The 21,976-nt window shown below is 36.4% G+C and carries 20 protein-coding genes and 2 tRNA genes; 9 read left to right on the top strand and 13 right to left on the bottom strand.

Translation table 11 applies throughout. The annotated features are described in order from the left end of the window. Nucleotides 1–12 precede the first annotated feature (12 nt). From MP478_RS18375 to MP478_RS18385, 3 genes are read right to left on the bottom strand one after another with little or no spacing between them, the layout of a single operon-like run. Nucleotides 13–1,095, bottom strand: a complete 1,083-nt coding sequence (locus MP478_RS18375; protein WP_257190139.1) for a mannose-1-phosphate guanylyltransferase — start codon at nucleotides 1,093–1,095, stop codon at nucleotides 13–15. A 2-nt stretch (nucleotides 1,096–1,097) separates the two neighbouring features. Beyond that, nucleotides 1,098–1,688, bottom strand: coding sequence for a SprT-like domain-containing protein (locus MP478_RS18380; protein ID WP_257201264.1), 591 nt, complete (start codon nucleotides 1,686–1,688; stop codon nucleotides 1,098–1,100). A 1-nt stretch (nucleotide 1,689) separates the two neighbouring features. Next, nucleotides 1,690–3,012 carry a TolC family protein gene (locus tag MP478_RS18385; protein ID WP_230033241.1) on the bottom strand — a complete coding sequence of 441 codons (1,323 nt, stop codon included), beginning with the start codon at nucleotides 3,010–3,012 and terminating at the stop codon, nucleotides 1,690–1,692. 184 nt (nucleotides 3,013–3,196) lie between these two features. On the opposite strand from MP478_RS18385, the gene MP478_RS18390 reads away from it, so the two are divergent. The 4 genes from MP478_RS18390 (at nucleotide 3,197) to MP478_RS18405 (ending at nucleotide 6,423) form a co-directional block, all read left to right on the top strand. Further along, nucleotides 3,197–4,441 carry a folylpolyglutamate synthase/dihydrofolate synthase family protein gene (locus MP478_RS18390; RefSeq protein WP_230033239.1) on the top strand — a complete coding sequence of 415 codons (1,245 nt, stop codon included), beginning with the start codon at nucleotides 3,197–3,199 and terminating at the stop codon, nucleotides 4,439–4,441. Nucleotides 4,442–4,482: 41 nt separating this feature from the next. Continuing rightward, nucleotides 4,483–4,557, top strand: a tRNA-Val gene (locus MP478_RS18395). A gap of 35 nt (nucleotides 4,558–4,592) precedes the next feature. After that, nucleotides 4,593–4,667 (top strand) — tRNA-Val (locus tag MP478_RS18400). 223 nt (nucleotides 4,668–4,890) lie between these two features. Further along, nucleotides 4,891–6,423, top strand: coding sequence for a hypothetical protein (locus MP478_RS18405; protein ID WP_257201265.1), 1,533 nt, complete (start codon nucleotides 4,891–4,893; stop codon nucleotides 6,421–6,423). A gap of 62 nt (nucleotides 6,424–6,485) precedes the next feature. Here the strand turns inward: MP478_RS18405 and MP478_RS18410 are convergent, their stop codons facing one another. From MP478_RS18410 to MP478_RS18430, 5 genes are all read right to left on the bottom strand, one after another. Further along, nucleotides 6,486–7,370, bottom strand: a complete 885-nt coding sequence (locus tag MP478_RS18410; RefSeq protein ID WP_257201266.1) for a glycosyltransferase family 2 protein — start codon at nucleotides 7,368–7,370, stop codon at nucleotides 6,486–6,488. A 4-nt stretch (nucleotides 7,371–7,374) separates the two neighbouring features. After that, nucleotides 7,375–8,340: a glycosyltransferase family 9 protein gene (locus MP478_RS18415; RefSeq protein ID WP_257201267.1), complete on the bottom strand. Its 966-nt coding sequence runs from the start codon at nucleotides 8,338–8,340 to the stop codon at nucleotides 7,375–7,377. A gap of 2 nt (nucleotides 8,341–8,342) precedes the next feature. Next, nucleotides 8,343–8,762, bottom strand: coding sequence for a SufE family protein (locus MP478_RS18420; RefSeq protein WP_230034228.1), 420 nt, complete (start codon nucleotides 8,760–8,762; stop codon nucleotides 8,343–8,345). Nucleotides 8,763–8,907: 145 nt separating this feature from the next. Then, complete coding sequence (locus MP478_RS18425) at nucleotides 8,908–10,002, bottom strand: glycosyltransferase (protein ID WP_257201268.1); 1,095 nt, start codon at nucleotides 10,000–10,002, stop codon at nucleotides 8,908–8,910. Then, nucleotides 10,002–10,226 carry a uroporphyrinogen decarboxylase gene (locus MP478_RS18430; RefSeq protein ID WP_257201269.1) on the bottom strand — a complete coding sequence of 75 codons (225 nt, stop codon included), beginning with the start codon at nucleotides 10,224–10,226 and terminating at the stop codon, nucleotides 10,002–10,004. Before MP478_RS18430 ends, MP478_RS18425 begins: the two co-directional genes overlap by 1 nt. 150 nt (nucleotides 10,227–10,376) lie before the next feature. On the opposite strand from MP478_RS18430, the gene MP478_RS18435 reads away from it, so the two are divergent. Continuing rightward, nucleotides 10,377–12,917: an ATP-dependent Clp protease ATP-binding subunit gene (locus MP478_RS18435; protein ID WP_230033230.1), complete on the top strand. Its 2,541-nt coding sequence runs from the start codon at nucleotides 10,377–10,379 to the stop codon at nucleotides 12,915–12,917. 158 nt (nucleotides 12,918–13,075) lie between these two features. Here MP478_RS18435 and MP478_RS18440 read toward each other — a convergent pair whose 3' ends face one another. Then, complete coding sequence (locus tag MP478_RS18440; protein WP_230033228.1) at nucleotides 13,076–13,603, bottom strand: hypothetical protein; 528 nt, start codon at nucleotides 13,601–13,603, stop codon at nucleotides 13,076–13,078. A 198-nt stretch (nucleotides 13,604–13,801) separates the two neighbouring features. On the opposite strand from MP478_RS18440, the gene mnmA reads away from it, so the two are divergent. Continuing rightward, nucleotides 13,802–14,989, top strand: a complete 1,188-nt coding sequence (mnmA, locus tag MP478_RS18445; RefSeq protein ID WP_257201270.1) for a tRNA 2-thiouridine(34) synthase MnmA — start codon at nucleotides 13,802–13,804, stop codon at nucleotides 14,987–14,989. Between the two features lie 65 nt (nucleotides 14,990–15,054). Here the strand turns inward: mnmA and MP478_RS18450 are convergent, their stop codons facing one another. After that, on the bottom strand, nucleotides 15,055–16,899 hold the full coding sequence (locus MP478_RS18450; RefSeq protein WP_257201271.1) for an SPFH domain-containing protein: 1,845 nt from the start codon (nucleotides 16,897–16,899) through the stop codon (nucleotides 15,055–15,057). Between the two features lie 272 nt (nucleotides 16,900–17,171). Here MP478_RS18450 and MP478_RS18455 point away from each other — a divergent pair, with 272 nt between their 5' ends. After that, nucleotides 17,172–17,381, top strand: coding sequence for a hypothetical protein (locus tag MP478_RS18455; protein WP_257201272.1), 210 nt, complete (start codon nucleotides 17,172–17,174; stop codon nucleotides 17,379–17,381). Between the two features lie 60 nt (nucleotides 17,382–17,441). Here MP478_RS18455 and MP478_RS18460 read toward each other — a convergent pair whose 3' ends face one another. Continuing rightward, nucleotides 17,442–17,792, bottom strand: coding sequence for a hypothetical protein (locus MP478_RS18460; protein ID WP_257201273.1), 351 nt, complete (start codon nucleotides 17,790–17,792; stop codon nucleotides 17,442–17,444). A gap of 23 nt (nucleotides 17,793–17,815) precedes the next feature. Continuing rightward, nucleotides 17,816–18,535: a hypothetical protein gene (locus MP478_RS18465; RefSeq protein ID WP_257190106.1), complete on the bottom strand. Its 720-nt coding sequence runs from the start codon at nucleotides 18,533–18,535 to the stop codon at nucleotides 17,816–17,818. Nucleotides 18,536–18,683: 148 nt separating this feature from the next. Here MP478_RS18465 and MP478_RS18470 point away from each other — a divergent pair, with 148 nt between their 5' ends. Together MP478_RS18470 and MP478_RS18475 are read left to right on the top strand one after the other, a co-directional pair. Then, nucleotides 18,684–19,580 (top strand): hypothetical protein, encoded by an 897-nt coding sequence (locus MP478_RS18470; protein WP_257201274.1) that lies wholly within the window; start codon nucleotides 18,684–18,686, stop codon nucleotides 19,578–19,580. 184 nt (nucleotides 19,581–19,764) lie between these two features. Beyond that, complete coding sequence (locus MP478_RS18475; RefSeq protein WP_257201275.1) at nucleotides 19,765–20,991, top strand: DUF6051 family protein; 1,227 nt, start codon at nucleotides 19,765–19,767, stop codon at nucleotides 20,989–20,991. A gap of 200 nt (nucleotides 20,992–21,191) precedes the next feature. On the opposite strand, the gene MP478_RS18480 is transcribed toward MP478_RS18475, so the two are convergent. Continuing rightward, complete coding sequence (locus MP478_RS18480) at nucleotides 21,192–21,935, bottom strand: LytTR family DNA-binding domain-containing protein (protein ID WP_257201276.1); 744 nt, start codon at nucleotides 21,933–21,935, stop codon at nucleotides 21,192–21,194. Nucleotides 21,936–21,976 lie beyond the last annotated feature (41 nt).

Consider the following 21,976-nt stretch of genomic DNA (forward strand, 5'->3'; position numbering starts at 1 on the left):
TATACCAATTTTTTACATAAATTTATCTCCTTTTTTAAAGCTTTTTAAATCGAGAACGTAATCCTTGATCAGCTGATCATTATCGCGTGGGCAGATAAGAAGGGCCTTATCGGTATCTACAACGATATAATTTTCCAGGCCATCAATAATGACCGCCTTATTATTGTTTTTGAGGCGGATAATATTTCCTTTAGAATTGTAGGTCAGTAAATGCTTTAATTTTACAGCATTCCCGTTTTCATCTTTATCCGTATTTTCGTATACAGAGGTCCATGTACCCAGATCACTCCATCCTAAATTGGCAGGAATTACATATACATTTTTTGCTTTTTCCAGAATTCCGTTATCTATGGAAATTTTCTGTACTTTAGGGTAAATGGTTTCAATGCAGCTGTTTTCATTTTCAGAATTATATTCGCAGGCCATAAAATGCTGCATCATCTCGGGCAGGTACATTTCAAAAGCGTGATGAATACTTTTTATATTCCAGATAAATATTCCTGCATTCCACAGGAAGTCTCCACTTTCCAGAAAATTCTGGGCAATTTCAAGAATAGGTTTTTCTGTAAATGTTTTTACTTTAAAATATTCTGAGCCTTTTTTCTCTACAAACTGAATATATCCATATCCCGTATCAGGCCTTGTAGGAGTAATGCCCAGCGTTACCAGGTAATCATGTTTTGAAGCAAGGTCAAAAGCAAGCTCTACTTTTTCCAAAAATACATCTTCCTTAAGAATCAAATGATCTGCCGGAAGAACAATCATGGTAGCATCAGGGTTAATTTCAGCGATCTTATTAGCCATATACAGGTTACAGGCCGCTGTATTTTTCATCAGGGGTTCACCTACAATGTTTTCTTCAGGAATCTCAGGCAGCTGCTGCTGGGAAAGTGCAACATATTCTTTATTCGTAATCACGAATATCTGTTCTTTAGGAATAAGCTTACTGATTCTGTCATAAGTCTGCTGAATCATAGTACGCCCCACTCCTAAAATATCCTGAAACTGTTTTGGAAATTTCTGTGTACTCATCGGCCAGAACCGGCTACCGATTCCACCCGCCATTATCACACAGTATCTATCTGATTTTAACATTCTTAGCTACATTTTTCTACCCTTGCTAAAGGTTTGAAAGAATACTTTCTTCCAGTAGCCAGGTTCTTACAAAGATAGTTTTTTTTAACCAGACCTTCTAATAAATACTTTTCGTTGCGGTATATAAAAAATTCTCCCTTTTGGAGCTCCTCAATAAACTGCAGGCTATCATCTTGTTTTTCAGTATGAAAATATCTTACAAGATCAGGGCTAGCCATAAAATTTGCTTTAGGTGCTTTTGAAAACTTTACAATGATCGGTTTTAGATCCTCATCATAAATATCAAGACTTTCAATAAGCATTTTTCTAAATGTTTCTTTCCATTCATTACCATGGGGAGAAATTCTTCTTCCATATTTCTCAAAAGCAATTAAATGTGCCAGCTCATGCGTCAGCACAAAGAAAAAAAGCTGTGGAGTAAGAGTAGAGTTTACTGTAATTTCATGGGAATTGTCCGGAAGCTTTCTATAATCTCCCAGTTTGGAATTCCGGTTTCTTGTAACTTTTATATGAATATAATGATCTGAAAACCAGACTCTTAAATACGTAAGCGTGTTTGGTGGTAAATATTTTTCTAATGATTTAATCGGCATTTTACAAACTTAATGGAATTCCTGCATAGAAATTCAACAGCTTAAGGCTGAAAAGATAATTATATTTCGCCTGTGCTACTGATCCCTGTGCATTTGCATAATTATTTCTTGCAACATTTACGTCATAAATGGTTGATCTTCCTGCAGCATAGCTTTTATCAGCAAAATCAAGAGCCAGCTTTGAGCTTTTCTCTGCTTCTACAGCAGCCAGATAATTTTCATAATTGGCATCTGCGTCAAACTGGGCTTTCTGTATATTTTGTCTTACTGTTTGTTTCTGCTGTTCAAGGGTAATTTTGCTAACACTTTCATTTAATTTGGACTGCTCAACCTGTAATTTTGTTTTCCCTTTATTGAAGATAGGGATATTAAGTGATAATCCTACATTTTGTCCAAACTGATCTTTATATTGTTCAAAAAATGTTCCCTGCACCACACCTGGAGGAACATTAAATTGCCTATTATAGAAAGTGTTAAGACCAGCACTTGCTGTTAATGTAGGCCAGAATGCCGTTTTACTTACCTCAGTTTGTGCTTCAGCAGATCTTATCCTGCTTTCGGCTGCTTTTATCTGGGGTTGTATATCATAGGCTTTTGTAAGAACCTCGTCAGCCGTTACCAACTGTGAATCTAGTGCTTCAGGAATATCTACATTTTCCACATCAAAATCTTTATAATCCGAAAGTTGCAAAAGCTGAGCGATCGCAAACAGAGCTCTTCCTACATTAACCTCTGCGGTCTTAAGATTTTGCTTTTCTCTCGCCCAGGCTGCCTCTGCTTCCGCTAAAACAGTCTGTGCGGTAGTCCCAACCTGAGTGGTTATCTTTGCTCTGTCATGCTGTTTTTTAGCATTTTCTACAGCGCTTTGAGAAATCTTAACAATTTCTTTGTTCAATAAAGCGGTTAAATATTGCTGTGCAATTTGTACCGAAATATCATTTTTAATTGCTTCAATATCATACTGGCTGGCCTCTACATCAAACTGGAGTTTTCTTACATTCTTCTCCAATCTCCCATTGTTATAAACCAAAATATCGGCACCTACACCAACACTGTTATTGAATCTATCGTTTCTATAACTTCCTGCTCCTAATGATCCTTGCCCGAAACTCACCCCACTCGTAATACTCCCCGATACGGAAGGCAAATAGTCTTTTTTTGCTGCTTTAAGGTTGTATTCTTGGTTTTGTTTGGTATATTGATTTTGGATAACCTGAAGATTATGCTCCACTGCATAGCTTACACATTCTTTTAAGGACCATTTCTTTTGAGCGTTCAATCCCAAACAGCCTAATCCAAAAACGATAATCCAAACTTTTTTCATATGTATATGTTTATTTGTTCTTAATGGTCATATGGAATCGTGTCATCTTCATCAGTATTGTAATTTATAAATCACAACGATTTCATATTAAGATTTTTCCCTATTAGACGAACTAAATATAAAAAAGTTACAGATTGAAAAAATTATTGTTTCATTTTAGTAAAACTTTTGAGAATTTTGCACCATGACACATGAACAATACCAGGAAGCTATAGACTGGCTTTTCATACAGATGCCCAACTATCAGACAGACGGGCAGAAAGCTTATAAACCGGGACTGGATAATATTATTAAACTTTGCGCTTTTTTCGGAAACCCTCAGGAGAAGTTAAAATGTATCCATATCGGAGGGACCAACGGAAAAGGATCTTCAAGCAATATGCTGGCTTCTGTACTGCAGGAGGCCGGCTATACAACTGGCTTATACAATTCCCCCCACCTTATCGACTTTACAGAACGTATCAAAATTAATGGTAAAAACTGTGATCAGGAATTTGTTTTTAATTTTATTCAAAAACTTAAAAAACTCCCTGAAAATATCCTTCCTTCTTTTTTTGAATTTACCACCATTATGGCTTTTGAGTATTTTGCCCAGCAGCAGGTAGATTTTGCTATTATTGAAGTTGGATTAGGCGGAAGACTGGATTCAACAAACATTATAAAACCTCTGATCTCCGCTATCACTAATGTTCAGCTTGATCATCAAAACATATTGGGAGACACTATTGAAGAGATTGCAGGAGAAAAAGCAGGGATTATCAAACCCAATACTCCCATTATTTCAGGCGATGAAAACGAATTGGTAAAAGATATCATCAGAGAAAAAGCGGCACGGGAAAATGCTCATTTTATAGACTCCACATTACTTCCTACTACCCTTACCTCAGATTTAAAGGGAAATTATCAGCAGAAGAACATCCGTGTGGTATTGGCTATGATTGAAGAATTAAAAAAATTAAGTATTAAAATTTCAGATGAAGCCATTGAGAAAGGCCTGCTGAGTGTTCATCAAAATACAGGCTTCATTGGCCGTTGGTTTGAGTTTTCAAAGAATCCGCTTACTATTTGTGATACAGGACATAATCAGGCCGGTTTAGAGTATGTTTTTTCACAACTTAATTCTATAGACAGGCATAAGCATGTCATTTTGGGATTTGTGAACGATAAAAAGATAGATGAAGTGATGGATTTACTTCCCGAGAATTCTGAATTTTATTTTGCAAAACCATCTATCAATAGGGGAAGACACCCGGACGATTATGAAAACCTACTGCGCGAAGCAAAAATTTTTTATAAAATTTTCAATTCTGTACAGGAAGCCTATCTTTCTGCAAAAGAGCGATGTACAAATGAAGAAATGATTTTTATCGGCGGAAGCAACTTTGTAGTTGGAGAATTTTTAGAAAAAAATTTGGAGATTTCTAAATAAGTCGTATATTTGCACCACTCTAAACGAGGAAACAAGTATAGGGGCTCTTAGCTCAGTTGGTTCAGAGCATCTGGTTTACACCCAGAGGGTCGGGGGTTCGAATCCCTCAGGGCCCACACAAAGGTAACTGAAGCCTTTCAAAAAAAGTTCAGGGCTCTTAGCTCAGTTGGTTCAGAGCATCTGGTTTACACCCAGAGGGTCGGGGGTTCGAATCCCTCAGGGCCCACAAAATCTCTCAGGAAACTGGGAGATTTTTTTATGCACTATAGAGATGAATTCCTTCCCTCTAAAATTTTCTTTTACTCTTACATTTTGTTTTCACTTGTTAAAATAAAGGTTATTTCAGATAATTTTAAAATAATACGTCAACTTTTGACGCTATCCCCTACTACCTTTGAGTTAAACTTAAAGGACTAAAATAAATATTTTAACAATTAATACAAAAACAAATGATTTACACGGATGATTTTTTTTCACCAACAAGTAATTATCCAATGGATGATTTAGTAAGCTTAATAGATAGCCATACTTTTGAGAATGTAAATTTCAAAAAAACTGCATATTGGTATGATGGCAGTTTAATGGATGATTCTAAGCTAGACAGCTTCATATATAGAAAGAAGGATAACACGTATTATGTTGATACGGAATTTACTGCAAACAATTCTTTTAATATTAAAAAAATAGGATTGAAAGCTGATGGCCAAGCTGATGATACTTTACCCTTACAAAAAGCAATTGATATAGCAATCAAGCTTAGAGCAAAATTAAAGCTTCCAGGTGGAGTTATTAAAATTATTAATCAAATATCAATAGACATATCACAAACAAATAATCTAAAAAGTTATGAAATTGAAGGAGCAGGTATTGGTGTAACAATAATAAAAAGCGAAAATAATAATGAATGCAATACAGCCATTTACTTCAAAGGAATGAATGAATTTCAGTTCGTAAAAATGAAAGGATTTTCAATTGTAAGACCAGATATAGGAATTAGCAACGGTGGAACCGGTCTTAAATTTGAAAAAGCAGTTTATGTTGAATTGGAAGACATTGATGCTTTTAGGTTTAGTAATGGAATAGAATTTAATGATGTAGCCCTGGGTATGTTAACCAGAGTCAATGCAAGATGGTGCAAAACAGCATTAAAAGGCTCAATGCAACCTGGAGGATTTACTCCTCCGAATTTAATAAATTTTGTCAGTTGTGGATTTCACTCAAACTCTGTTTCTGGCGTCTATTTAGAAAACTGTCACAATGTAAAATTTGACAGTTGTGGATTTGAAGGAAATTCCGGCAATCCATTAGATATTGTATTTAATGCTGCCAATGGAACTGTTGGCCTTAATGCAATTAATAATTATTTTGAAGGTAATAAAGGAGAGGCTGATATAAAAATAACCAATCTTAGAGAGGGAGTACATAATATAACCGGGAATACCTTTAACCGTCTTTCAAATGACCACCACACCTATTATAATATTCTGGTAGCAGCAGAAGCCCAGGGAAACCAGGTTTTAAATATGACAGGTAATGGATTTCTCGCTGGTAATAGTTTTATTCCGGAAGCAGGTAAACCAGCCTGGCATATTCCCTGGAATTCAGAATCTTTTGAAATTACTGATTTTAATTATTATAGTGATGAAGTTTTAAGGCCCAGTTTAAACTTAAAAAACATTATAAAGTTAAAGAAAGAATATAATACCGGAAGGCTGAGTATCAATGCAGATGGAACATATACTAATGGAACAAATGGATTAACGTCAATGAGATACAGCCAGGGAATCTACCTCATTACATTGCCCCATACTATCAATACGATCCAAAGTCTACAGATTACAGCCCAGCAAGGGGATGCAAGCATTACAACCCTGCCTTCTTTTGGCTATGGCATTTTAAACAATAATACTTTGCAGATTTTATGTAGAGACAAAAACGGAGCTATTGACAATGGATTCTTATTTAATATTGAGTACAAATAAAACTATTTAATGTAGAAATCTCTCAGGAAACTGGGAGATTTTTTTGTTTTAAGGATAAAAGGTTATTTCATTTTCCTGAGCAATACACCCAGTTTATAAAAATCAAAACACTTCATGTGAGGGCTTTCCGAAAGAAGGTTCTTTTTTATGCTATCTTCAAAAATTCCATAGGCAAAGAGAAACAGAGAAGCCAGCTTTAATTGCCTTAATTTCATTGCGACCTTATACACTTTGATATCTTTTATAAAAACATTATTTTGGCCACTTTCTGAAAGCTTGAATAAAGAATTCATGCCTATTTCTGCTTTTCTCAGAAAAACGCCATTAGTGGTATCATCAAAATGAATGACAGGGTTGTTAATTGCCAGAAACTTTACCTTATTCAGCTCAAGAAGTTTGGCAAAAATAAAATCTTCATAGCCATAATCCGTCAGCTCTTCATTAAAAGGAAATTTCTCGAAAACCTCTTTTTTGATGATAAAGTTTACGGTTTTAAACAGTGAAAAATCAGCCGACTGATCTCCCGAAAAAATCTCTCTTTCCACAGAGTATCTGTTTCTGAGTGTGTTGGAGTATTGAGATGCAATTTTAAAATTGCCGTATATCAATTCTATATCCGGCTTCTTTTTTAGTTGGCACAAATAGTTCTGAAGAAATTTTTTGCTGTCGATCTTTACATCACAGTCTAAAAACAGAAGATATTTTCCTCGCACATATTGAAGAAAAAGATTCCGGATTTTGGATCTTCCAATATTTTCTTCCAGAAAAATCAAATGATGAACATGATCCTGAAGAGAAGTGTTAATTTGTTTAAAAGAAGTCTCTGAAGCGTCATCAATCAAAATAATCTCCGCATCAATGCCATTGATATCAATTTCTTTTTTTAACCCAACGACGAGTTCACGGACATCAAAATTAAATACGGGAATACATATTGAAAGCTCCATGTCTTCAGATTTTGTCTATCACTTTTTGGATATTAAATTCTTCAAGACATGCCCAATCTCCCCTGTAGCATTCTTTATCGCCAAAAACAGAACATGGCCTGCAGGTAAGATCTTTTACCTGAACCACGTCGTCTTCACTTTGTCCAAATCCTAAAAATCCGGCGTAAGGATGCGTTGCTCCCCATATGGAAACACATCTTGTCCCTACAAGACTTGCCAGGTGCATATTGGCAGAATCCATAGAAATCATCACTTCCAGTCCTGCTATTTTATGAAGTTCTTCCGTAAGGCTCAACTTTCCGGAAAGGCTTTTCGTGTTAGGGATCTGACTTTCCCAGTTTTCAAGCGTTTCTGTTTCCTTCTTTCCTCCCCCAAAAAAATAGACGGTATTTTTTTGCGCCAGTATTCTAGCCAGTTCAAATGATTTTTCCAAAGGAAGCATTTTTCCCTTATGTTGGGCAAAAGGAGCAAAACCTATCCCCGATTTATTTCCGGAAAGAGATCTCAGCTTTTCTGAAAGCGTTACCTGAAAGCCCATAGCACGGAATACATCAGCATACCGTTCCACTGTTTTTTTCAGCTGTACTTTATTCAGGTTCCAGACATCTGTAAGGTGTTCTTTTTCTTCCTTTCCTTTATCTATTTTAAAGACTTTCAGGCCTCTTCTTGCGTAAAATTTATCTAAGACTTTAGTTCTGATCACATCATGAAGATTGGCAATATAATCCGGACTGAATTCCTTGATCAGCTCATTACTTAATCTTCTTAACCCAAAAAAACCTTTATACTCATCCAGATCAATTCCCTTGAATATCACATTCGGAATTCCTGCAAATAAGGCTTCAAAATTCTTCCTGGAAACCATAATAATTTCCACATCAGGATTTTGTTCCAGAAACTCTCTGAAAACAGGTGCCGTCATGGCAACATCTCCAAATGCAGAAAAACGATATGCTAAAATTCTGGTCACGGTTATGATTTCAATTGATAAGCAACAGCGTAAAATTTGATTTGTTTGGTCATTGCCATCAATCCATTGGCTCTTGATGGGGAAAGGAATTCCTGTAATCCTATTTCTGAAATAAATTCAAAATCTGAATCTAATATTTCCTGGGTAGAATGACCACTGTAAATACTCACTAAGAGAGAAACAATTCCTTTTGGCAATATTCCGTCAGAGTCTGCATTAAAGAAAAGTTTTCCTTCTTTAAACTCAGCATCAATCCACACTTTACTCTGACAGCCTTTAATAAGGTTGTCATCTATTTTCTTATCTTCTGAAAGCCCCTTTAGTTCTTTACCCAGGTCAATGATATACTCATATTTCTGCTCCCAATCTTCAAGAAACGCAAATTCGTCGATAATTTCCTGCTGTTTTTCTTTAATGGTCATTTTAATCCAATTTCTTTCTGCAAAGATAATTAATTTTAGACTTTTAATTTTTTAATTCAATTTTCATTAAATTTAACCTGTAAATCATTGCTGATAAATGATAAAAGTATAAAATTAAATAGGATTGCCTCAATGTTTTAAAAAATTATTGAGCTGCCTTTTGGATGATTTGAAGTAATTTTATTTCCTCATTTTCCCAGCATATAGCTTCTGAAGCCCTTTCAAGCTCTTGCTGATAATTGACTCTGCCTTTGTTTAAAACCTTTTTAATAGCAGCGGCTATATGTTCAGGATGGTGGCTTTGAATAATCTCCCCTATATCAAACTGTTTTTTAACATTCTGCATTTCTGGAAAATCTGACAGAATTAAAGGAACCCGGGCCTGAATGCAATCCAGAATTTTATTAGGCAGTGAGTAGAGATAGCTGTCACCTCCATTTTCTTCAATACTCATTCCGCAATCTGCCATTACCGTAATATTTCTTAGCTCATCAGGAATTAATTTCCCAAGAAATTTTACTTTATGCTGAAGGTCTTCTTTAATGACGAGATTTTCATATTCTTTTTTCTTCGGCCCATCGCCTGCAATGTGTAGTATTACATTATCAAGATGATGCATGGCAAGAATCACTTTGTCTATTCCACGAAATGGATTGATTGCTCCCTGGTACAAAAGCTTTTTAGGGTTATTTTCAGGAATTTCAATATCAAAAATTAATTTTCTCGGGGCATTTTGGATCACTACGGGAAGTATTCCGTATTTGTTCTGGAACCATTGGGCATAGCTTCCGCTTGCTGTAATCATAAATTTCAGCTTTGGAATAATTGTATTTTCCAGATACCGCCATAGCTTTTGTGACACTTTACCCTGAACAGCGGGCATTTCTGAAAAAATTTCATGGCTGTCAAAAATCAATGGAATATTTAATTTCTGAGAAAGAAGATAATTGGGAAACAAGGCGTCCACATCGTTAGCATACAGAATGGTGTTCTGATCTGCTTTTTTCTTTATCTGGTGGTACAGTTTCCAGTTGAATTCAAAGTAAGCTGTTTTTAAGCTTTTTGAACCCAGATGAACCCTGGAGAAAGGATATGGGCGCTCCATTTTTCGTGCTCCGTTCCAGTCGTTCCCTATTAAATCTATCTGATATTCATTTTCATACAACGTTCTGCATATTTTTTCAATGCGCTGATCGGTATACAAATTACTGAAAGCAGATATAATGATTTTTTTACTCATCAGCTTTTCTTCCCAAACAATAAATGGTAAACCTGAATAAAGCAAATAAGCCCGTTTGGAATGATAACCGGCCAAAGCATCTCGTTGTAGATACCATAAATGACAAAACAAAAACAGCCAATCATATTAACGACTCTGATTTTTCTTACATCTTTCAGTATGAAACTCAATACAATAAAAACGGAAGCAGAATAGCCAATATAAGTAGTTATCTCGGGATTCATGGGGATTTTTTACGAATAACAAACTTAATCATTTTCAATAAGATAATAAAATTTTTTCTGCCATAAAGTCATTAATTGATTTTTGGTAAAATATTTGTAATTTAGATAATGAATAAAAGCAACGTTGCTTTTATTCTAATGAGATATATTATGGATTATAAGTTTTCACAAGGTTTGAGCCAGGTGTTCAAACAAAGCAAAAGCGAAGCTAAAAGGCTGAAAAGTGAATTTCTCAATACAGAACATCTACTTTTAGGTATTATAAAAACGGAAAACTCTGCAAAAGAAATCCTTCAAAACCTTAATGCGGATTTAACACAAATCAGAAGAAAAATTGAAACTCTAAATACAGCAAGTCTTAATCCTATTTCTGAGGAGGTTACCAATATTTCTTTCACCAAGATGGCAGATCATGCTATTAAACGTGCAGAGTTAGAATGCAGACAGTATAAAAGCAATGAAATTAATACCGTTCACCTGCTTTTGGGCATTCTTTATAAATATGAGGATCCTACTTCAAATATTCTAGGGGCTTATGACATCGACTACGAGGGTGTTTCAAGAGAGTACCAGACTATGCTTAAAAATTCCGGACAGGCACCACAGATGAGTGCTTATGATGATGATGATGAAAGAGAGGAATTTGAGCAGATGAGAAAGCCTACAGGAAATTTAGGCTCTGCAAAAAGTAAAACGCCCACATTGGATAACTTTGGTAGAGACTTAACTTCTTTGGCCAGAGATGGAAAATTAGATCCTGTGATAGGCCGTGAAAAAGAAATTGAGAGAGTTTCTCAAATCTTATCACGAAGAAAGAAGAACAACCCTCTTCTTATCGGGGAGCCGGGAGTTGGTAAATCTGCTATCGCAGAAGGGCTGGCTTTAAGAATTCAGCAGAAAAAGGTCTCCAGGGTTCTTTACGGAAAACGTGTGATCACTTTGGATCTGGCAAGTTTAGTAGCCGGAACAAAGTACCGTGGTCAGTTTGAAGAAAGAATGAAGGCGATTATGACTGAGCTGGAAAAAAACAGAGATGTCATCTTATTCATTGATGAGCTTCATACTATTGTAGGTGCAGGTAGCTCTACGGGAAGCTTAGATGCTTCCAATATGTTTAAACCGGCGTTGGCAAGAGGTGAGATTCAATGCATCGGGGCTACTACGCTGGACGAATACCGTCAGTATATTGAAAAAGACGGAGCATTAGAAAGAAGATTCCAGAAAGTAATGGTGGAGCCTACTTCTATAGAGGAGACCATTCAGATTCTAAACCAGATTAAGGATAAGTATGAAGAGCATCACAATGTCATTTATACTCCTGAAGCGATTCTGGCGTGTGTCAATTTGACATCAAGATATATTACAGACCGCTTTTTACCGGACAAAGCCATTGATGCTATGGACGAAGCAGGTTCCCGTGTTTATATTAAGAACATGAAAGTTCCTACTGAGATCATTGATTTTGAAAAGAAAATTGAGGATATCAAAGAAATGAAGCAGAAAGCGGTAAAAGCACAGGATTATCTTGAGGCAAGAAAGCTTAAGGATGAAGAGGAACGTCTTCAGATGGAACTGAATGCAGCACAGGAAAAATGGGACAAAGATGTAAAAGAGAAGAAGGAAACCGTAACAGAAGAAAATGTAGCGGAAGTAGTTTCTATGATGAGCGGTGTTCCTGTAACAAAAGTGGGCAAAAATGAGCTTGATAAATTAGCTCAGATGGATGAGAAACTGAACGGAAAAGTGATCGGTCAGGAAGATGCTGTGAAGAAAGTAGTGAAGGCTATTCAAAGAAACAGAGCCGGTCTTAAAGACCCTAACCGCCCAATTGGTACTTTTATCTTCCTTGGAACAACCGGGGTTGGTAAGACGGAGCTTGCAAAAGTAATGGCACGAGAACTTTTCGAATCTGATGAATCTCTGATCCGAATTGACATGAGTGAGTACATGGAGAAATTTGCCGTTTCAAGATTGGTTGGAGCGCCTCCGGGATACGTTGGATACGAGGAAGGCGGTCAGCTAACGGAAGCAGTAAGAAGAAAGCCTTATGCTGTGGTTCTTCTGGATGAGATTGAAAAAGCTCACCCTGATGTATTCAATATTCTGTTACAGATCCTCGATGAAGGTCATGTTACTGATAGCTTAGGTCGAAAAATAGATTTTAGAAATACGATCATTATCCTTACTTCCAATATTGGAACCAGAGACCTTAAAGATTTCGGTGATGGTGTAGGTTTCGGAACTTCAGCTAAAAAAACCAATACAGATTCAAGAGCAAGAAGTACGATTGAAAATGCCCTTAAAAAAGCATTTGCTCCGGAATTCTTAAACAGAATTGATGATATTGTCATCTTCAACTCTCTTGTACAGGATGATATTAAGAAAATTATTGATATCGAGCTTAACAAGCTTTATGGCAGACTTGAAAAATTAGGTTATAAAGTAGAATTAACTGAAGAGGCTAAAGACTTTATTTCTGAAAAAGGATGGGATAAAGATTTTGGAGCAAGACCATTGAAACGGGCAATTCAGAAATACATTGAAGATTTACTGGCAGAAATGCTTGTGAATAAACAATTGAACGAAGGAGAAACCGTTGTCCTTGAAGTTAACGAAGCCAAGGACGGATTAATCGGAAAAACTTCAAAGCCTAAGAAAACGGCGGCTGAAAAGTCTTCTCCCCAGTCTTAACATAAATGAATTTAACACTTATAAAAAAGCATCGGAAAATTTCCGATGCTTTTTGTTTTTTCGTAAGTTTTCGTTACATCCTTTCTGATATGGCTATTTTCATTAAAGGTAAGAAAGTACAAACGTCTATATGGTTTTACATTCGCAGATAAGCATCATTATAACCCCACTACAAATCCTATATTAGGAATCAGCCCGCTTGAAAATACACTTGAATTTTCTTTATAAAGCACATTATACATCAACCCGATCTGCATAAAAGAATTATTACCTATTCTCTGCATATATCCTCCTCCAAGATAGAGCGCATTTTCTTCTTCATTGTATTTATAATCGTAGTATTTGTCTTTATAATTAATAAAATAATGTTGAAAATTGGCTCCCAGATAAAACGATCTTGCAATATAATAATTCACAAACGGGCCTACTCCAAACATCGTAGACTTATAATAATCTGAAGTCTGCCATGAAACACTCCCTACAACTCCTCCTTCAAGATCTTCGGTAAGCCTGTATCCTACTCTTGGAGATGCCTGCAGGTAAAAAGAACTGTTGCTTCCAAAACCCACACCTATTCCTCCTCCAAAAGTCCATCTGTTGGTTTCCTGAGTGGGTGTTCCGACTGAAATCTGGGAAAAAACTGATCCTGAGCATATCAGCATCAATGGAATAATAAACTTTTTCATATGTATCTATATTTTGTCTAAGGTAATTTATCAATTTCCTCCTGCATTAGTGTTAAAAACTTCGTTAGTCTTGTTTTCTATCTTAACATCGTTTTTATCAATGTTTAAAATTATGGTTTTTTTACGAATTTTTTTAATTGTATTTTTGCCGCATCAAACTAAGAACTCCCGTTAAGAGTTTCGTAAAATTGAAATAAAATGAAAATAGTAGTAGGCCTCTCCGGAGGTGTAGATTCTAGTGTTACAGCATATTTGCTGCAACAGCAAGGTCACGAAGTTGTGGCTTTATTTATGAGGAACTGGAATGATGCTTCCGTAACGTTAGAAGATGAATGTCCCTGGATTGAGGACAGCAATGATGCATTAATGGTTGCTCAGAAGCTGGGGATTCCCTTCCAGGTGATTGATATGAGCGAGCTTTATAAGGAACGTATTGTAGATTATATGTTTGCGGAATATGAGAAAGGAAGAACTCCGAATCCTGATGTTTTGTGTAACAGAGAAGTAAAGTTCGATGTTTTTATGAAAACAGCCATGTCTTTAGGTGCTGATAAGGTAGCTACGGGACATTATGCAAGAGTGAATTCCACTTTTGACAAAAACGGTAAAGAAATTTTCCATCTTTTGGCAGGAAAAGACAATAATAAAGATCAGTCTTATTTTCTTTGCCAGCTGAGCCAGGACCAACTGTCAAAGGCGTTGTTCCCAATTGGAGAGCTTACAAAGCCTCAGGTGAGGGAAATCGCCAAAGAAATAGGATTGGTAACAGCCGATAAAAAAGATTCTCAGGGATTATGTTTTATTGGAAAAGTAAGTCTTCCCCAGTTTTTACAACAACAGCTGAAGCCTAAAGAGGGGGAGATTGTAGAAATTTTCAAAGATTCTCCTTTATTTTCAGAAGAAATACCGGAATTTTCCTCCAAAGAGGAAGAGCTTCAATTTTTGTCGAGAAAAATCGATTATAAAAAAGCGGACGGAAAAGTAATCGGAAAGCATCAGGGAGCTCAGTTTTTCACCATTGGACAAAGCAAGGGTCTTGGAATAGGCGGCCATAAAGAAAGCTGTTTTATCGTATCAAGAGATATGGAAAACAACATCATCTTTGTAGGTGAAGGAAGCCATTTCCCCGGACTGTACAAAAAGGCTTTAAAAATAGACAATGCCGAGCTGCACTGGGTACGTGAAGACATGAAACTGAAAAATGGTGAATCCATGGAGGTAATGTCGAGATTCAGATACCGACAGTCTTTGCAGAAGGCTACTTTATATCAGTTTGAGGACGCTTTTTACATTGAATTTGAGGAAGCTCAGTCTGCTATTGCTGAAGGACAGTTTGCCTCTTGGTATATCGATGACGAACTTATCGGAAGTGGTGTGATCTATTAACCACATCATTTAAAAGTATAAAACCCCGGAGTATTATCCCGGGGTTCTTTTTTTAGTTACAGTTTTTATGTCGACATATCGTCAAAATTTCTTTTTTCAGGCTTTTTTGTCATCATTTTTTTAGTTTCTACCTGTTCCAGGATTTTCAGTCCCAGTAATCCACTGATTCCTCCGTTAGCTGCATCTCCGCTTCCACCGATCAATACATCCGGCATTATTTTTACATTCTGATTGGCAATAGATTCCATAATTTTTAATTGTGTGAAATTTTCGTCACCCATTGCATCAACAGACAGCTTATATGATTCAGCATTCGATTTACCAATCGCCAGTATTTTCTCTGCTTCGGCATTACCCATTAATGAGATCTGCTCAGCATTGGCTTTGGCAAGCAGCCTTGTTTTTTCGGCTTCACCATTGGCTTTTTTCACCACTGCTGCTGCTACTCTTTCAGCAATTAATACCCCCTGATCGGCCGTTACAATTTCTTTCTGTATATCGGCAACCGCAGTTTCTTTTTCTAAGCTCTGTCGTGTTTCTTGAGCCAGTTTCTGCATTTCAAAGGTTGTTTTCTGTTCTTCCGCAATCTTTCGGTCTGTGAGGGTCTTCATGAGTGTTTCCGGAGGAACAATATCTCCTATCAGTGTATCAACTGCTGAAACGTTATATTGTTCCAGAACGCTGCTGATATGATCTCTGGCAGACTGCTGCCGTTCTTTACGGGTTCCGAGAAAAGCAATTACATCACTGTCCTGAGCAGAATTTCTGAAATAATTTCCTATTGTAGGTTCCAGAACCTGCCCAACAAGATTAATCATATTTCCAAAGCGTGCGATCACTTTCGGGGCTTCATTGGAAGGGATATGAATGATTTGGGAGACATCCAGGTCGAAAGGAAATCCGTCTTTGCTTCGAACGGTAATGGTTGAAAGGTTTTTGTCCAGCTGATGAGCTTCACTCCTCGCTGATGCCCAGTTCAATACAAGATTCGTGGTCGGAACCAATTCTGTTTTCATAATATAAGGATTTATCGGATATTTTCCCGGTCCTAGTGGCTCACCCCAAACTCCTTTATAGCCTCTTTCCACTATATTGCCGTGTTTAAATTCTATTCCACTCAAGTCTTTTCCTTCTTCACCTACATAGCTGATGACCACTCCTACTGAACCAATCGGAATTTCAGTCATCTTTACCATTTCAAGTTTTACAAACCAGGGGTTCAGGAAATAAGATCCTGCAAGGATCACCTGCTCCTGAAGACCTTTATATCCGCCACTATTTAAAAAAACATCTACATCCTGAAATTTATTATGCTCGCCGATTATTTTTCCGGCAATCTGCCCTTCTTCAAGAGGTTTCCCTTCTAAAGTAGTGATAATGCCTACTGCGTTATCAGGAATTTGTGTCATATCCGTAAGTGAAACCTCAAACAATAAGGTATTTATTCTATAAGAGCCGGGAGCAATGATGGCAGTTTGCCGCCCTTTCCGGCCTCCGTTTTTTAAGAAGGCTTCGGCATCCTGAAAAGAATCACATTCTACTTTTCTGCCCAAAATCCGGCCTGTTTCCAGCTCATGTCCATCTCTGGCCAAAATAAGTCCTATCTGCCCCGTCGGCACAATAGTAAAAGACTGAAAGTGAATAGAATACTGCCATATCCATTTCCAGAAATAAATCCCGGGAGCAAGTGTCTGAGCCTGAAATCCTGCTTCTCCGTTGGTCGCAATGATACGTCCTTCCGGTAATTCCTGTTTTCCCAGCAAAACAAACTTCTTGGTAACCAACCCTATTTTATCTTCCGGCACAATTACCAATCCGAAGAAAACCCTTAGTATGAATTTGTAGAAAACAAAACCAAAGAGAATGATAACTGCAGGGATAAACCATACTGACTGTAAAATATTTTCCATGATCATAATTTTTATTATGTATTATTACTCAAATGTCTTTTGATTTAAAAATATAAAAGTCTTTCTTTTATGTTTTTCAGAATTATATTGATGTTAAAACTGTCTTATTGTAAAAAATAAATGCCATTTCTGAAGGAAAATTATCAAGGCGAGGCTATAAAAATTCGTATTTCAGAGAAGAATAATGATGTAATGAAAAAAGAGATTTTTTTTTCTGTAACGTTTGTCAAATTGTTGTACTTACTGAGTAAATAACATTAAAAAATATTCCTATGAAAACGACTGCAAAAAAACTGTATGCTTATGCAAACTATATTCTAATCTCTTTGGTATCTGCCGTTTTTGGCTACAACCTGTATCAGGTCATTGTACATCCGGACCATTCAAATATTGGATTAAGTATCATTTTGATGGTTCTTACTTCTATTATGGTCCGAAAATATGGCTACCACTCAACAAGGAAAGAACAGAAAGACATTTAATCAGTCATATAGATAAGCCCGAAGCTATTGTGTTTTCGGGTTTATTTTTTTTTAAGTCAACTACTTCGTGTTATTCTTGAAGTAATATTGAATAACTGATGCTCCTGCAATACATTCAATGATCAGGATCATCACTAAAAACCCAATAGGCTTGCCCAGCATCAGTCCCCTGATCAGTTTTAAAATGCCTAATCCAAAAATGAAAGCCAGCCCATAAAAAGTTACTTTTGAAACAGCTTCATGAAATAGCCTCAGCATAAAAATGGAAGCATAAAATCCCAGTAAAAGAAAGATATATAATTTTAGAAATTCAGGACCTTTTAAAAAAGTGGGATTCAATGTCTGACATTCTTCCACAAGCCATGTAAAACTGATGATAAACGGAACTAAATGGATGATATATTTTTTCATAATTACTGTTTTAATTGATACTTTTACCCGCCACATCCTCCGCATCCACCACAACCGCCTCCGCAGCCTCCTCCACAACTGCTTCCTCCGCTACAGCTGCTTCCTCCACAACCTGTTCCGGAATCATTGCCGTTTTTAGCTTTATTTTCCTGAAATGTATTAGCAATGGCACTGATGATAAAAATGACAGCTATTGAAAGTATCACCGACCCCAGTGTGATGACAATCTCACCAAGACAGGATGACAGTGTTGTAAGAATGATCAGTAACGGTATGAAGCGAAGCCTCTTCCACCAGCTGCTCCAATATTGCTTTTTTCTTTGCTGAAACCAGATATCGGCTGGGGCTTCCAATTGGAAAATCTCTTTATAGCTTTTCAGGGTTTCTGAAAACCAATCCCGGTGTTTTGTTGTTTCCTTTGTTCCTCCTTTTGAAGGATGATGATGAAGCTTTCTTTTTAAAATGTGAGGACAAAACTCTTCCCAGTAATTTTGGGTGTAAATCAAATGCATGTGCCATACTTTATCCACTATTTTGCTTGGAGAGGCTCCATTGGGAAGAATACAGCAGAGGTAAACAAACTTTTTATATTCTTCAATTGCTTTTCGGGCAAAATCCAAAGTCCAGTTTTCTTCTTTTGCCAGCTTTTTTGAGAAAGGAAAATCGGCATCAGGAGCATCTAAGGAAAATCCCTGGATCCTGTTCCAAAGAAATTCGTCTTGTAATACCATTTTTGTTTCCATTGTCTTTATTTTAATTTTTCTACTCAAATATCAATTGATTTTAAAATATAAAAGTCTTTCAATAGTCTCATTTGAATCGATAAAAATCTTAAATTAGTCTTGCAGAATTTCGAAGTCCATCTGAAACCTGAATAAAGAAAATAAACAGATGAAAAAAGAAGATATTTTACACCTTGAGAAGCTCATGAACTTCTTAAGCCGGCAGTTTCTAAAGAAAAACCATTGGCAAGACGTTACCAAAACGGAATGGTCTTACATCAGTGCTGAAATTAATGATCTCATTATCAACGATTATGCTGAAAAAGAGATAAAAAAAGACCCTGACATCCTGGGGTTAAACTACCTTTATGAGCATCTGATTATCAATAAACTAAAGAAATACCATCACAATGAAAATGCCGTTTTAAGCCGTCCCAATCTGGCAAAGATAAGCCTGATTGTCAGGGTTCTGGGTTATTCAAATTATATAGATTTCATTAATTCCAATACAGAAGCTTTCAATTTTAATGATCTTAAAATTGATATGAATAATACAGTGCTGAATACCACTCTCTTAGACCGTTTAGTGGGCTGTTGGTATTCTTATAACAGAAATCTTCCCGAGAATCCTTTACAGGCAAAAGAAGACAGAATCTGGCGTTCCGCGACAGAGATCTACAAATCTGAAACTACGGGAGAATATTTTGTTGAGAGAAGCGGAGGTGATCACCATAAGTATTTCGGGAAAGTGACCGCTTATTCAGATTATGTTTTTATTATTATGAACAGCAATACTTTTATCCGGCAGAGACACTTTGTTTCAAGAATTAAAGATATCAAGGAAAAGCTTAAAAACCCTGACTATAAACTGCATGAACTTCACTTTATCAGTACCTGTATCAGCTTCAATCAGGAACCTATTGCCTTATTTGAAATTTTCAGGAAGGCAGACCGGAAAAACTTTATTTCAGATTCCATCAGCTTTCCGATAGACAGTGACGAGATTCCGGAAACCATATTAAAACAGCTTGAAGATACTGAAGCTAACAGGATTGATTACAGATAGTTGAACGAAATCAACACTAGGTTCGAGATTCGGGATAAGAGATTAGGTCTGGAGGTACAAATAGAAAAGTCAGTATAAGGATGTTCTCCTATGCCTAGAATATATTTAAACGCTTAAAATCTGTGTATTACAGTAATAATTACATACATTAATAGTTCTAACTATAAGCCTTAATTATCTTATTATGGAATATTATGAATTATATGAGGTTTTGAAAAGTCATTTTGATTCCAAAAAAGAGTTTACAGAAATAAAGGATTTAAATGTGACCATAGAGTCTATCCCCTTTTTATCAAAAGCCTCAGGTTTACTGTATGGATCTTCTACTGCTGAATGCCTGAGACATCACCCTCAACCGGAGATCAATGAGAATGCTTATTTGGTTTATCATCAGCCATCGATAGATACAAAGGATTTCGACATCAGCTGTAATCAAAATTTTGAGTATTATATTCTTAAAAGGGCTGATATAAAAACAGCGAAAGGAAGTATTATTTTTTTTCACGGGCTGAATGAAAAGAAGTGGGACAAATATCTGCCCTGGGCCTATGAACTGGCTCAAAGAACCCATAAGGCGATTATTCTGTTTCCTATTGCCTTTCATATGAACCGGGCTGATCCTATTTGGAGTGACCGCAAGCATATGACAGATATTGTCAATTTCAGGAGAAAAAGATATCCTGAAAACACTAATTATTCTTTTGTAAATGCAGCAATAAGTTCCAGGCTGGAGGCTCATCCGCAAAGGATTTTCTGGTCAGGATTACAGACGTATTCAGATATCATTGAAGTAATAAAAGACATTAAGAACAACAAAATAAAAAGTATTGCTGCGGATGCAGGTTTAGATTTATTTGGATATTCTATAGGCTCGTTTCTTTCCATGATTATTAAAATGGCTGATCCCGAAGGCTACTTTTCTCAGTCCAGGCTTTTTTGTTTCTGTGGAGGAATGACCATTGATAGAATGTTTCCAATCTCAAAATATATTATGGATGCTCAGGCAGCCATTAAAGTACAGTCTGCGTTTACGGAGTTATTAATTTCAGATTTTAAGACTGACAAACGGTTAAAGCATTACCAAAATGAGGATTTACATCCGCAGGAAAGCTGGTTTAAAAAAATGCTGAGATATAATTATTTCCAAAAAGAAAGGGAGGACAGAATCCGGGAGCTTCAGTCGCAGATAAAGGTATATGTACTGAAACAGGATGACGTTGCCCCTCCTATTGAGGCTTTGAATACGCTACAAGGTGGTTACAGGGATATTGATGTAGAAGTTGAAATAAAGGATTTCCCTTTTGAATATTCTCATATGGTACCCTTCCCGCTCACTCATAAAAATAAGAAAGAAGTGACTAAAGGGTTTCACGAGTTTGTAAAGTCAGCCAGTGATTTTTACGGGCAATAAGCTCTTCAAAATCTATACTTTAAAGGCAGGAAACGGTTTAACTTTGAGGGTAAAAGATCTCAAGGAAAAATTTAAAAAATAAAATAATAAGGTCCATGGTTATGTTTTTAGTTGGTTAAAAATTTACGTAAAAATTCCTGTAAACGCCTGAAAATATTACCGTTCTATTTCAAAAATTCAAATTTCAGGATTAAACAGGCCTAACTTACCAGCCAATCTTTAAAGTCTTTGACACGGTCTCTGCTTACTGTAATTTCATCCTCCGGCTGAAATGTAAGGTCCACTTTATAATATGGTGAAGTATGGATATTTTTAATAAAATCAGAATTGACAATAAACTGCCTGTTTACTCTGAAAAACTTTTTATCTTCCAGAATATCTTCCAGCTCATCCAATGTAAAATCTGAGGGATAGGTCCGTTCCTGGGTCTGGAGGTATACAATTTTGTTTTCACTGAAAAAGCAGCTTATTTCCTCTGTCTGCACAATCTTAAGGTTGTATCCGATCTTTACCAACACTCTGGAAAGGGTAGATTTTTCCTTTTTGATCAGCTGCTTGATATCTTGGGAGCCTGTTGTATTGTCTGCCGGAATAAATGATTTAAATTTCTCCACAGCTGCTGAAAGATCTTCTTCCAATATAGGTTTTAAGAGGTAGTCTATACTGTTTAATTTAAATGCTTTCAGGGTGTACTGATCAAAAGCTGTTGTATAAATAATAAAACCTTTGGTGGGTATTTTTTCAAAAATATCGAAAGACAGCCCATCTCCTAAAACAATGTCTGAAAATATCAGCTGGGGATGTTCATTTTCCGTGAACCAGCCAACCCCTTCTTCCACAGATTCTATTTTAGCAACTACCTCAATATCAGTAAAGTTACTTAGCATTCTTTCTAATTTTCTTGAAGCAGGTTTTTCATCTTCGATAATGACAGTTCTGATCATCGGGTTATTTGTTTTAATTCAGATTTTAGGAAATAAAGTTA

Source organism: Chryseobacterium sp. WG14 (genome assembly GCF_024586945.1).
In the GTDB taxonomy this organism is placed as follows: Bacteria; Bacteroidota; Bacteroidia; order Flavobacteriales; family Weeksellaceae; genus Chryseobacterium.